Raw genomic sequence first — 12,734 nt, forward strand, 5'->3', positions numbered from 1 at the left:
AAGTCCCCCAAACGGCGCCCCCTCTATGAAATGCTCCGTTGATCTGTTTGCAGGCAACCCGTTGATGGTGCTCTTCATCACCGTGGGCCTGGGTTACTTCATCGGCAAGGCACGCGTGGGCCCGATCCAGCTAGGGGGAGTCTGCGGCACGCTGGTCGTCGCGCTGTTCATGGGGCAGACCGGTTGCCAGATGCACGGCGAGCTCAAGGACATGGCCTTCGCGTTGTTTATCTTCGCCATGGGCTATTCCGGCGGGCCGCAATTCTTTGCCAACCTGAACCGGTCGAGCCTGCGCTATATGGTCCTGCCGGTGGTGGAAGCCATCGTCGTGCTCGCCATTGCCGTCGGTGCGGCGGCCTACCTGGGCTTCGATCCCGGCACCGCCGCCGGCCTGGCCGCGGGTGCGGCGACGGAATCGGCCGTGGTCGGCACCGCCGCCGAGGCGCTGAAGCACCTGGGCCTGGACGCCGCCACCGCGAGCCGCTACGAGGCCAATATCGCCACGGCATATACGCTGACCTACCTGGTCGGCCTGATCAGCATCGTGTTCTTCACCAGCCAGATCGCGCCGGCCTTGCTGGGCATCGATCTGCGCAAGGCCGCCAGGGAAGTCGCCGCGAAGATGGATGCCGCGTCCGAGGACGACGTCGCGACGCAACCCGCGCTGCCGCGCCTGATCGGGCGCGCTTATTCCGTGCACCAGGCCGCCGGAATGACGGTGAGCGAGCTGCAGCAACAGGTGGGTGGCCGGGCGTCTATCGTCAAGGTGCTGCGCGACGGCACCAGTATCGAGCTTGGCGATGACGACAAGGTCCAGGCCAGCGATATCCTGGCCATGGTCGGGATCCGCAGCAACCTGCTGAAGGCGGCAGCCCTGATCGGGCCCGAAGTCCTGCTGCCCGAGGCCCACACGGATGCCATCCAGCTGGTCGAAAAGCAGGTCATCGTGAACAAGCCCAGGGTCAACGGCAAGACCATCGGCGAACTGGCCCGCCTGGCCGGCGCACGCCGTCTGCGTGAAGTCTGGATCCTGCAGGTGCGGCGCTCGGGGATGTCGCTGCCGATCACGCGTTCCACGCCGCTGCAGCATGGCGATGTGGTCACCATCGTCGGCCTGGAGCCGTCGCTGTCCGAAGCTATTGCCGGAATCGGCGTGGAAGCGAAGGCAACCGAGGTCACCGACCTGGTCTTCCTGTGCGTGGGCATCCTGGCGGGCCTGCTGGTGGGCACCCTGAGCCTGAGCCCTGGCGGCATGCATATTTCGCTTGGCAGCGGGGGCGGGGCGCTGCTCAGCGGCCTGGTGTTCGGATGGATCAATTCAAGAAGGCCGTCGCTCGGCACCTTCCCGAGGTCGGCCGTGCAGATCCTGAAGGACCTGGGCCTGGCGGTTTTTGTCGCATGCGTCGGCTTGTCCGCCGGGCCGGATGCGATCTCGCTGATCCGCGAGCACGGCGCGGTGCTGCCACTGATCGGGCTGGCCGTGTCGCTGGGGCCGGCGTGCCTGTCCTTATGGATCGGTCACAAGCTCCTGAAGATCGAAGGCCCGCTGCTGGTTGGTGCGATTGCCGGGCAGCACGTGAGCACCCCGGCGATCAGCGCCATCCTGGCCGCCAGCCACAGCTCGGTGCCGTTGCTGGGCTACACCATTACCTATGCCATTGCCAACGTGCTGCTGCCGGTGCTGGGGCCGATCATTATTTCGCTGGCGTTCAGGTTCACTTAGGGAAATGCGGCCTGCTTCTCTCACATTACGAATGCCGAGGTCTGGATTACCTGCGCCAGCTCACTGATCAGCATTTTCCTAGTGTCCGCGAGGGCGCTCCGCCGGTGCCGGATCTGGCCCAAACACACTGCCGCCATATCGTTTCGCTCAGGCGCCGCCGGTCTCCGCCGGGCGATCGCCAAGTCAGCGGACGGAAGCGCTGGCACAAGCGTTTCTGTGCGCGCCGTGGCGTCGCTCGCGAGCCACGCAATGTGAGCAAGTGTCAATGCGCGGGATTGCCGATATGCCCGCCATTAACCTGGGCGAGATTGCTCCGATTGGCCCCATAAGCGGTTCGATGCTTGCGGATCGGATGGAGCAGATTTCGCCCGGCAAGGCACTGATGCTGGCATGCAACGACCCGCTGGCGATTATCGAGGACCTGAGCATCCTGACCAATCCCAAGATGCACCCGAAGGCGAACAACGCGGTCATCTGGGATCAGTCTACGGACTTTTTGCTGGATCGTCTTGAATCGAACATCCGGGCCAGCGCCGAGGCGCAGCACACGAAAGAGGCGGAGGCCGCGGCGGCCGAGGCTGAGCGCATGAAGACCACTCCGGATGGATTTCCGGCTTACGAACTCATGTCAGTTCTGTTTAATGGAAAAGCGACGGCCGAGCGATGGAAGCGCGAAGATGCGGAGCGTGAAGCGACTCGCCTTGCGAGGAAAAAGGCAGCCGGCGATGCGGCTTGGGCGCCCTATGAAGCCGTGCTGGACAAGAGTAAGCGACACCAGCACCGCCGCGCTTATCTCTGCAGAACTAATTCTCGTTGGCACTCCGGTTTGGCCTCTCCTGGTCGTACTCTTCGCGGTGAACGTGGGGATCGCGATCCTGGACGACCCGGCCACGCTCAAATGGGCCACGCGCTGCCATTTCAGCAAGCAAGCGAATGGCGAACGCTACACCACCATGGAGAAGGAATGGGCAGAGTTTCTTCAACTTGACATTAAGGTTAGCGAGGATGCCAAGAAATGAAGCTCCCGACCAAGGATGAACGCATTCCACTTTACTTTCGCGAGAAGGGAAGGCCGCCTGGAACATGGCAGTTGCAGCACCGCTTGTACATCGATAGGCCGTCCAGCGAAGTCGCCGATGAAATCGGCAACGTCTACAGCATAGATTCGACCTGTTTGGAAACATCGATGAGTCGCAAAAAAGAATCCAGATGATCGGTCAGGGTTGGGTCTTGGGCCTAGCTTTTGCGACGCTCAGTTTCCTCGGCTTCGCGATGATCATTTCCGGGTTCAAGAATGACTCACCAGAAGTGGTAGGACGCCCGGGGTACTGGCCTGCTATGTTGATTGGTCTCATCATGATGGCTTCGGCAACCGGCTTCTTTGGCTTCATCGCCGCTGAGTCGATGCGACGAAACCTCTTCACGTTGAAGCGGCGTCCGATCCGGCTGAACCGAAGAACCCACCGCATCTATGCCATGCGCACGAAAAGGGGGGACGGTGTATGGGAGGTGCCATGGAGCAACGAAGAGTTCTTCTGCGTGGGCGTCAGCAGGATGGGTGGCTTGTCGCGTAGCTATGAGATGTATGACATACGCCATTACAAGTTGGACGCGGACGGTAATGTGGTTCGTGCCTTCGTTCTCGGGCAGCAGATGTTCATGCTGGAACAGGCCCAGCAGCAGTGGGAATACTACCGACGTTATATGCAAGACGGTCCCGCCAACCTGCCTGAACCGAAGTTTTTTTGGGCTCCACGAGAGGGCTTTTGGGAGGGCTTCAAGATCTGCAGGGGCGACCTCAGGTCTGCTGGTGATCTGATCTTCCTGCCGATGATCTTGCTGGATGCGACATTCCGATGGCTCACGCTGGTAACTTGCAGCGATCCCGTGTGGCCTCCCGAGATTGAGGCGGCGTGCAGGCCCACACCCAACGACCCATATGCGCGTCCCCATGCCGACGAGTTCATCGGTGTGCCGAACGGCCCGGATGCCAGGCCTGGCATTGAAGACGGCAACCACCATGTCTAAGTCATGGGACGTGGAGGAAGTTGCGAATGAAGCGAAGGAAACATCAGCGTCCAGTCAAAGGAACTGACAATGCGAGCCAACGAAACAAGCCCGATGGCAACGCCCTCGGATACGTCGGCACTAAGAGTCTTGCTCAGGGAGTTACCCTCACCAACCCCTGGGGGACGGATGATACTGGGATTCATGCCTGGGCGAGTGGGCTTCCCATCGACCGCCTGGAAGCCGCTGAGCTTGACTACCTCCACGAGCATGCGGGCCTCTTCGCATGTCGCGAAATACTTCATTACTTTGCCAGCAACTGGGACCAGGCGCGTTGGACCGAGCAGTGACACAAGCCTTCCACACTGCCTGCGATGTACAACGTAGCCGGTCGTTGACGCGAGTTCCGGCATGGATGTCGATGGGCAACCCGCAGCACTGCATGGGGACCGCACCCGGTGCGGTGCCACGCTAATCGGCGGTGGCAGCGCGAACGTGGCTTAGCTGGCCGGTGCCGGCCTACGCATAATCGAGCGGCAGCGCCGTGGTGTACTTGATCTGCTCCATCGCAAAGCTGGAACTGACGTCGGCCAGCTCGGCGCCCTGGATCAGCTTCTTGTAGACGCGGTCGTAGGCGGCAATATCCGGCACCACCACGCGCAGCAGGTAGTCCGTATCGCCGGCCATGCGGTAGAACTCGGTCACTTCCGGGATCGATGCCACCAGCCCGTGGAACTGCGCCAGCCATTTCACGTTGTGCTGGCTGGTGCGGACCGAGACAAAGACCGTGACCCCGGCATTGAGCTTGTCGGCGTCGAGCAGTGCCACGCGTTTGCGGATCAGGCCGGCGTCTTCCAGCCGCTGGATCCGGCGCCAGCATGGCGTCGAGGTCAGGCCGACGCGTTCGCCGATCTCTGCCACCGGCACGGTGGCGTCTTCCTGCAGGATGGCGAGAATCTGTTTGTCGTAGCGGTCCATGGCGCGTAGCGGTTCAGGTGAGGGTGGGCCGGCGCCCGCATGCGGCGCGGCTACGCGCGGCAAGACCTAGGCGTCGGCGGTCGGCACCAGCAGGTTCACGCCGGTGGCAATGTGGTCGCGGTGCACGCCGTAGAGGTGCAGGGACACGGCGATCTCGTCGCTGGCATTGCCCAGCGCATGGATATGCTGCAGCCCGGCCGGCACGCTGAAGGTATCGCCGGCCGTGCGCGCGACGGTGTTGGCATGGCGCGCCTGCCGGCTGGCGGGATCCCACCGGTAGTGCTGCTCGCTCAGCGTGCCGCGCAGCACGCGGTAGGCACACCAGGTGCGATGGCCGTGCACGGGGCTGGCCTGGCCCGGGCGCCAGACCAGCACCATCGCCGAGAAGCGCTCCAGCGGGTCGGCATGGACCAGGTGGCGGGCATAGCAATCCGGCTTGCCGAGCAGGGCGCCTGGCGGCAGTGTTGCAAGCAGCGTGTCGGTGTCCGGCAGGTGCGTGGCGATGTGGCCGGCCACCATGCGCGCGCTGTGGGCGAAGGTGGCCTCGAGGTCGAGCGCCAGCTGGTCGAGCGGCGCGGCTGGCGGGGGCAGATGCGGGAGAGTTGCCGGAGGGGCGGCAGTCAGGGGGGATCCGGTCGGCATGGCAGGCACCTTGGTCTTGTTCTGGGTACGTGTCCATGATATTTGCGGGCCGGAGCACAGGCATGCGAATTGTCGTTCAATGTCGCCGGAGATTGTAATTCTATTCCTGGATTGGTTGAATTTTGAGAATCATATGCTCGTATCAGGCCGGGCAGGGTGAATGGGTGCTCGCCAACGACGCCACGGCCGGGCCAGGGTGGCGTACCCCGTGCGCTGTGCAGCGAACGCATATATGCTGATATGGGCAGGCAGCCCGAGTAGCCGGGTCACGGACGACGGTGCGGCAAAGGAGCATGATCGATGCGCTCGCCAGCGAGGGACGCCACGCGCCTGGGACGCCTTGCGACCTGGGTTGTTGCCGTCATCGTCGCGCTGATCGCCGTCAGTCGCGTCACCGGCCTCGTTGTTGACTGGCTGTGGTTTGCCTCGGTTGGCTACGCCGGGGTTTTCCGCACGATCTTCCTCACCCAGGCGCTGCTGTTCCTTGCCGTATTCGCCGTTTCGGCAGGCGCGCTCTGGCTATCGGGCTGGCTGGCGCACCGCAGCGCGAGCCAGGCGCAGGCCTGGAGGCCGGAGGTCCTGGGCCAGCCGGTTGGCGAGATTGCGGCGCGCGTCCCCTGGCGCGCCGCCATTGCCGGCGTCGCCGTCCTGGTGGGGCTGCTCATGGCCGTCGGTGAACTGTCAAGCTGGGCCATTGCGCTGCGCTATTTCCATCAGGTGCCTTTCGGCAAGACCGATCCGATCTTCGCCAAGGACATCGGTTTCTACTTCTTCACGCTGCCGGCGTATCTTGCACTGAGGAACTGGCTGCTCCTGCTGCTGGGCTGCAGCGCAGTGCTTGCCGGCGTGGTCTATGGCTTGCGCGGCGACATCGCGCTGGTCCGGTCGCCGCGCGGGCTTTCACCGGCGGCGGCTACCCATGGATCGGCATTGCTCGGCTTGTTCTTTGCGCTGCAGGCGTGGTCCTACTGGCTCGACCGCTTCATGCTGCTCTACGGCGACAACGGGGTCGTGGTCGGCGCGAGCTATACCGATGTCCATGTCGGGCTGCCGGTCCTGTGGCTGCAAGTCGGCCTGGCTGCCGCGGCTGCCGCCGCTTCGTGGGCCAATATGCGCTGGCGGGACTACCGGGTGCCTGCGGCCGCGGCGCTGCTGGTGGTCGGTAGCGCAATCGTGCTCGGCACGATCTGGCCGGCACTGTTCCAGCGTTTCTATGTCAAGCCGAACGAGCTGCAACTCGAGACACCGTATCTCCAACACAATATTGCGCTGACGCGCGAGGCCTATGGCTTGACGCAGATCGAGGTAAAGCCGTTTCCGGTCGAACAGAACCTGAATCTCGCCGCGCTCCAGGCCAATCGGCCGACCATCGACAACATCCGCCTGTGGGACCTGCAGCCGCTGCGCGATACCTATGCGCAGCTGCAGGAGATCAGGACCTATTACAAGTTCCTCGCGACGGACATCGACCGCTACCAGCTCGGCGCAGGCTACCAGCAGGTCATGCTGTCGGCGCGGGAGCTTGAGCCGGCACTGATTCCGGCCAATGCCCAGACCTGGGTGAACCTGCATCTGTTGTTCACCCATGGCAATGGCGTGGTGATGTCGCCGGTCACCGAGAAATCCGCCGAAGGCCTGCCCTCGCTCTATCTGCATGACATTCCCCCGCTCTCCGACGGCGGCCCGGTCATCCAGGAGCCGCGCCTCTATTTCGGTGAAGGCGGCAAAGGCTATGTCATCGTCAAAGGCAGCGTGCCCGAGTTCGACTACCCCAAGGGCAAGGACAACGTCTATACGGCCTATCGCGGGCGCGACGGCATCGGAATCGGCGGCATTGCGCGCCGGACCCTGTTCGCCTGGCATCTCGGCGATCCCAATATCCTGTTGAGCGGCTACATCACGCAGGAAAGCCGCATCCTGCTCCATCGCAATATCCGGAACCGCGTGCGCACGATTGCGCCGTTCCTCAGCCTCGACCATGACCCCTATGTGGTCGTGAGCGATGGTCGCCTCTACTGGATCCAGGACGCCTACACTACCAGCCGCTGGTTCCCTTATTCGCAGCCCGGCACCGGTGGCGGCGCCAACTACATCCGCAACGCCGTCAAGGTCGTGATCGATGCGTACAACGGCACGGTCGACTTCTACACCAGCGACCCGGCCGATCCGATCGTGCAGGTGTACCAGCGCATCTTCCCGGGCATGTTCAGGCCGCTGGGCGCCATGTCGCAGGACCTGCAGCGGCATATCCGCTACCCTGAGGACCTGTTCCTGATCCAGGCGCGGATCTACCGCGCCTACCACATGGAAGCGGCAGAAGTCTTCTATAACCGCGAGGATCTGTGGGAGTTTCCTCGCCAGCTGACCGGCATGAGCACAGGGAACACGCCCGCCGCGCGGATGATGCCCTACTACATGATCCTGCGGCTGCCGGACGAACCGCGCGCCGAGTTCGTCCTGATGCTGCCGATGGTGCCGAGCCAGCGCGAGAACATGATCGCCTGGCTGGCTGCGCGCTCCGATCCCCCCAACTACGGCAAGCTCGTCGCCTACACCTTCCCCAAGGAAAAGCTGGTCTACGGGCCGTTCCAGATCGAGGCGCGCATCCAGCAGAATACCGAGATCTCGCAGCAGATTTCGCTGTGGAACCAGATGGGCTCGCGCGTCATCCGCGGCCATCTGCAGGTCGTGCCGATCGAGAACTCCATCCTCTATGTCTCGCCGCTCTACCTGCGTGCGGAGTCCGGCCAGTTGCCCGAACTCAAGCGGGTGATCGCCGCCTATGGCGATCGCGTGGTCATGGAGGACACCCTGGGCGCAGCGCTTGCGGCCCTGTTCAAGGAATCCGCGCCGGCGGCGATTCCGGCGCAGGGCGCAGCGAACGCCCGCGCGCGCGAAGCACTCGCGCACTATGACCGCGCCGTCGAGCGTTTGAAGGCGGGGGACTGGAGCGGCTTTGGCGCGGAGCTCGATGCCTTGCGGCCGCTGCTCGAGGCGCTCGGGGCAGGGGGTGCCGATGAGCGGAAGTGAGCGGCGTGCCGGGAGCCGCCGGCAGGAGTGCCGTTCTATGTCGCCAGCTCCCTGATCTTCTCGACGACCTCCGGATTGGCAAGCGTGGATACGTCGCCAGGCTCCTGGTGGTTGGAGATCGCCGCCAGCACGCGGCGCATGATCTTGCCCGAGCGTGTCTTGGGCATGTCGGGGACAATCACGACCCGATGCGGACGCGCAATCGCGCCAATCTGGGATACCACCGCGGCCGAGACCTTGTTCGCGATCTTGATGGAAGGCGACAGTCCCGGCTTGAGCGATACATAGAGATCAGGCACCTTGCCCTTGACCTCGTCGGCCACCGGCACCACCGCCGCCTCGGCGACGTCCGGCACCAGCAGTGCTGCGGATTCGATCTCCTTGGTGCCGAGGCGATGGCCGGAAACATTGATCACGTCGTCGATGCGGCCAAGGATGCGAAAGTAGCCGTCCGCCGCCTGCGTTGCGCCATCGCCCGCCATATACGGCCAGTCGTGCCAGTCCTTGCTGTCGGGATTCTTGCAATAGCGCGCATAGTACTGGCGCACGTAGCGGTCCGGATCCTTCCAGACGGTCTGGAATATGCCCGGCCAGGGATTGCGGATGCAGATGTTGCCCGCCTTGCCCGAGCCGGCCGGGACCTCATTGCCTTCCTCGTCAAAGATCACCGGATGAATGCCCGGGATTCCCGGGCCAGTGCTGCCGGGCTTCATCGGGTGGATGCCCGGCAGCGTGCTGCAGAGGAAGCCGCCATTCTCGGTTTGCCACCAGGTGTCCACGATCACCGCCTCGCCTTTGCCGACTTCACGGTGGTACCACTTCCAGACTTCGGGCTCGATCGGCTCGCCCACCGTGGTCATGTGCTTGAAATGGCAGTCGTACTTCGCCGGCTCGTCGGGCCCGTTGCGCCGCAGCGCGCGGATTGCGGTGGGCGAGGTGTGGAAGATATTGACGCCAAGGCTTTCCGCAATACGCCAGGGCCGGCCGGCGTCGGGCCAGGTCGGCACGCCTTCATAGACGACAGACGAAGCGGCGAGCGCGAGCGGGCCATAGACGATGTAGGAATGCCCGGTGATCCAGCCAATATCGGCCATGCACCAGTAGACGTCCTCGGGGTGGATATCCTGGATGTACTTAGAGGTCCACGCCACATAGGACAGATAGCCGCCAGTGGAATGCTGGCAGCCCTTGGGCCGGCCCGTGGTGCCGCTCGTGTACATCAGGAACAGCGGCGCCTCCGCCGGCATCGGCTCGGGCTCGACACGCCTGCCGCGGAACCCTGCGAGCACGTCATTGAGAATGACATCGCGGCCCTTCACCAGTAGGGCGGCACTGGAATACTTGCCCGGGTAGCGCTGCCAGATCAGGACCTTCTCGACCTGCTGACCGGCGCTGGCGGCTTCTGCCACGGCGATGTCGGCCTTTTCCTTGTGATCGAGCAATTCACCGCCGCGGTGATAGGCGTCCATGGTGATCAGCAGCCGGCTCTCGGAGTCCGCGATGCGTTCGGCGCAGGCCTTGCCGCTGAAGCCGCTGAATACCTGCGAATGAATCACGCCGATGCGGGCGCAGGCGAGCATGGTGATGGGCAGTTCGGCCACCATCGGCATATGCAGCGTGACGCGGTCGCCGGCCTTCAGGCCGCAGAACTCGCGCAGCAGGGCGGCCAGCTCATTGACGCGAACGAAGAGCTCCTGGTAGGTGAGGTGATGCACCGCCTCATCCTCCGGCTCGGGCACGAAATGAATCGCGGTCTTGTTCCTGTATGCAGCGAGGTGGCGATCCACGCAATTGTGGCAGGCGTTGATCCTGCCGCCGACGAACCAGCGCCAGAAAGGCGGGTTGCTGGTATCCAGGGTCGTTTCCCAGTATTTGTACCAGTCCAGCAGGTCTGCGAACTCCTTGAAGCACTCGGGGAAACGTTCGAGGGAGAAGCGCTCGAAAATATGGGGATCGGTCAGATTGGCCTGCGCAATGAACTGGCCGGCCGGCGGGACGTAGTCTTCCTCGGGCCAATGGACCGCGATTTCGGCCTCGGACACATCGGCCAATTCCTGCTGGGCAGCATGGCGTGGCGCTTTGCCTTCAGACATGACGATCCCCCTTCACTTTCATGGCATCCATCCAGGGATGGTCGGTGCCACTATCCTGCGATAGCTGCCTGAAACGACTAGTCCATATTAAGTCCGGGCACGGGGAGTTTCCAGGAATTCGCCCTGCCGCTGTCCGCCGAGCCCGGAGCTTGCCTGGCGGCCGCCATGAGCTAGATTCGTAGGAGGGCATTGGAGGAATGAGCAATGACCAACGATCTTCTCGTGGAACGCGTGGACGTGTGGGCGGCAACCATACCGGACCGTCCCGGCGGCCTCGCCGAGGTACTGGAGACCTTGCGCGATGCCGGTGCGGACCTGCAATTCGCGATTGCGCGCCGCACGCCGGAGGACCCCGGCAAGGGTGTCGTGTTCGTGACACCGCTGCAGAATGACAGGGAAATCCGTGCAGCTGCCCAGGTCGGCTTCAACGTCACGCACAGCCTGCATTCGGTGCGAATCATGGGCGGGGACCGGCCCGGCATCGTGGCGGAACTGACCCGAAAGCTGGCGGAAGGCGGAATCAACCTGCGCGGATTCTCTGCCTCCGTCATCGGGATACAGTTTGTCGCGTACGTGTCGGTGGACTCGCTCGACGATGCGAACAAGGCAATGGCAATCCTGGGCAAGGGCTGAAGCGAGGTTCAGCCATCTCCTATCATGGAATCACGCCTTGCCTCTGAACGGGCAGGCAGATGGGGCCCGGCGCGAACCGGCTGATTCATGTTGATGGCGTCTCCGACGTTCCCCTCGCGGCCGGTTGCGCCGTGGCGGTCCGTCCGTTGGCGAGACCTGGCGACTTGCGCCGAAGTTGCGCATCGCTGGCATGCAAATTGGGAGAATTCCATGGGCAACAACCAGCAACAAGCTGTCTTGGCGCTGAACCAGCTGATCGAGGCTGGCAAGGACAGCGAACTGGCCTGCATGAGCGGAGCCAGCGAAGTGCGCGATGCAGCGCTGCGCGACATTCTGACCAGCACCGCGGAATCGTACCGGGCGTCGGTGAAGGAACTGCAGTCGATGGTCAGCGCCATGGGTGGCGCGCCAGCTGACCGGGGCAGCATGAATGGCATGCTGTACCGCCGCTGGATGGCATTCCGCCACATGCTGTCGCCGAACAACGACGACGCCGTGCTGGGCATGTGCGAGCACGAGGAAGATGCCGCCAGGCGCGAGTATCAGTCCGTCATGATGAAGCCGCTGCCGCCAGAGGCCAGCGCGGCGCTGCAGCGCCAGTATGAGGCGTTGACGCAGCATCATGGCCGGATTCATGCCATGCGCGGGATGCAGATTCACTGAGGGCCCGGCTTCGCGCGATGGGAGTAAGCAATGGCAACCTACGAGTTCAAGGACAAGGATCTACAGTTCCTTGCCCAGGGCGCCGACTCCTGTTTCCCGTCCCCTGACGCTGCTTTCGTTGAGTGCGCGGACAGCCATCCGGCGTTCGTGGTGACATGGCCGGAGAGTGGACCCACGACGATGCATCTCAAGGTGCAGATTCGGGCAAGCCAGTACGCCAGTTACCTGACGGATCCGTTCAGGGGACGCGAAGTCCTGCGCAAGGCGGTTGAAGATCGCCTTGCGCTGATCCATACGGTGAAAAGCGGGCTCCTGGTCGCCCCCGACATCTAGGAGCGGATGCCGAACAAGCCGTGCCAGAACGAATCGAAGGCGCCGGCATGACGCCTGGGCCGCGTTTCCTCGTCGGGGTTTGACGCTGCCGCCCCGTCGGGCGCCTGGGCGGCCTCGGTGTCCGGCGCGTGCGCGTCCCGCGCACTTGCCCGCCGCGACTCCTGCAGCGCCCATATGCTGTCCGCGATGCGTGACGCCAGTTCCGCCTCGCAGTCGCGGCCGAGCAGCACGCCGAAGATGACGTCGCGGTTGTGGCCGTCGTCGGCAAAGCGCATCGCGATACCGAGCATTTTCTCGTAGTGTTCCTGCGCGATGCGCTGGCTCTCGCGTTGCGCCTCGCGCTCCTGCTCTTCCTGGGCCTCGCGCTCGGCCTGCCAGCGCCGCATCTCCCGCTCGAATACCTCGTCGTAGATCTGGCGCTGCCCGGCATCGGAGAGAATGGTGTAGGCGTCGCGGATTTCCTGGAATGCCGCATGCGCCTCAGTCTCGCGGCCAAGGTTGCGGTCGGGGTGCCACTTCATCGCGGCGCGGCGGTAGGCGCGCTTGATCTCGTCCAGGGTGGCGTCCGGTGCCACGCCGAGGGTTGTGTAGAGGGTGGTCATGGGCCGATTGGGCGTCTTTCTGCCGGGCGG

General features: G+C 63.6%; 12 protein-coding genes and 1 pseudogene. 9 read left to right on the forward strand and 4 right to left on the reverse strand.

Annotated elements, in window-relative coordinates:
• Positions 1-25 precede the first annotated feature (25 nt).
• From aspT to AC3WQZ_RS04660, 5 genes and pseudogenes are all read left to right on the forward strand, one after another.
• Entirely contained in the window at positions 26-1,723 is a 1,698-nt protein-coding gene (aspT, locus tag AC3WQZ_RS04640) for an aspartate-alanine antiporter (RefSeq protein ID WP_439668843.1), read from the forward strand.
• 265 nt (positions 1,724-1,988) lie between these two features.
• Entirely contained in the window at positions 1,989-2,711 is a 723-nt protein-coding gene (locus AC3WQZ_RS04645; protein ID WP_492300097.1) for a hypothetical protein, read from the forward strand.
• 27 nt (positions 2,712-2,738) lie between these two features.
• Positions 2,739-2,936 (forward strand): hypothetical protein, encoded by a 198-nt coding sequence (locus AC3WQZ_RS04650; RefSeq protein ID WP_492300099.1) that lies wholly within the window; start codon positions 2,739-2,741, stop codon positions 2,934-2,936.
• Positions 2,933-3,751, forward strand: a complete 819-nt coding sequence (locus tag AC3WQZ_RS04655; RefSeq protein ID WP_492300100.1) for a DUF6708 domain-containing protein — start codon at positions 2,933-2,935, stop codon at positions 3,749-3,751. The genes AC3WQZ_RS04650 and AC3WQZ_RS04655 overlap by 4 nt, the downstream gene beginning before the upstream one ends.
• Before the next feature lie 381 nt (positions 3,752-4,132).
• Positions 4,133-4,234 (forward strand): annotated as a pseudogene (locus AC3WQZ_RS04660) (PAAR domain-containing protein); the annotation flags it as partial.
• Positions 4,235-4,249: 15 nt separating this feature from the next.
• Here the strand turns inward: AC3WQZ_RS04660 and AC3WQZ_RS04665 are convergent.
• Together AC3WQZ_RS04665 and AC3WQZ_RS04670 are read right to left on the reverse strand one after the other, a co-directional pair.
• Positions 4,250-4,708 carry an Lrp/AsnC family transcriptional regulator gene (locus AC3WQZ_RS04665; protein WP_010811575.1) on the reverse strand — a complete coding sequence of 153 codons (459 nt, stop codon included), beginning with the start codon at positions 4,706-4,708 and terminating at the stop codon, positions 4,250-4,252.
• 66 nt (positions 4,709-4,774) lie between these two features.
• Positions 4,775-5,350, reverse strand: a complete 576-nt coding sequence (locus AC3WQZ_RS04670) for a cysteine dioxygenase family protein (RefSeq protein ID WP_010811576.1) — start codon at positions 5,348-5,350, stop codon at positions 4,775-4,777.
• Positions 5,351-5,650: 300 nt separating this feature from the next.
• Between AC3WQZ_RS04670 and AC3WQZ_RS04675 the strand changes: the two genes are divergently transcribed.
• A complete protein-coding gene (locus AC3WQZ_RS04675) occupies positions 5,651-8,380 on the forward strand; it encodes a UPF0182 family membrane protein (protein WP_439671647.1) in 2,730 nt (909 codons plus the stop codon).
• Between the two features lie 35 nt (positions 8,381-8,415).
• Here the strand turns inward: AC3WQZ_RS04675 and acs are convergent, their stop codons facing one another.
• Positions 8,416-10,473, reverse strand: coding sequence for an acetate--CoA ligase (gene acs / locus AC3WQZ_RS04680; protein WP_058697256.1), 2,058 nt, complete (start codon positions 10,471-10,473; stop codon positions 8,416-8,418).
• A 204-nt stretch (positions 10,474-10,677) separates the two neighbouring features.
• Here acs and AC3WQZ_RS04685 point away from each other — a divergent pair, with 204 nt between their 5' ends.
• The 3 genes from AC3WQZ_RS04685 (at position 10,678) to AC3WQZ_RS04695 (ending at position 12,102) form a co-directional block, all read left to right on the forward strand.
• On the forward strand, positions 10,678-11,106 hold the full coding sequence (locus AC3WQZ_RS04685) for an ACT domain-containing protein (RefSeq protein WP_010811579.1): 429 nt from the start codon (positions 10,678-10,680) through the stop codon (positions 11,104-11,106).
• A gap of 210 nt (positions 11,107-11,316) precedes the next feature.
• Entirely contained in the window at positions 11,317-11,769 is a 453-nt protein-coding gene (locus tag AC3WQZ_RS04690; protein ID WP_011615190.1) for a PA2169 family four-helix-bundle protein, read from the forward strand.
• Positions 11,770-11,799: 30 nt separating this feature from the next.
• A complete protein-coding gene (locus tag AC3WQZ_RS04695; RefSeq protein ID WP_439668845.1) occupies positions 11,800-12,102 on the forward strand; it encodes a hypothetical protein in 303 nt (100 codons plus the stop codon).
• On the opposite strand, the gene AC3WQZ_RS04700 is transcribed toward AC3WQZ_RS04695, so the two are convergent.
• Complete coding sequence (locus AC3WQZ_RS04700; RefSeq protein WP_010811582.1) at positions 12,099-12,704, reverse strand: J domain-containing protein; 606 nt, start codon at positions 12,702-12,704, stop codon at positions 12,099-12,101. The genes AC3WQZ_RS04695 and AC3WQZ_RS04700 overlap by 4 nt on opposite strands.
• Positions 12,705-12,734 lie beyond the last annotated feature (30 nt).

It is taken from the genome of Cupriavidus sp. FW305-26 (assembly GCF_058787975.1).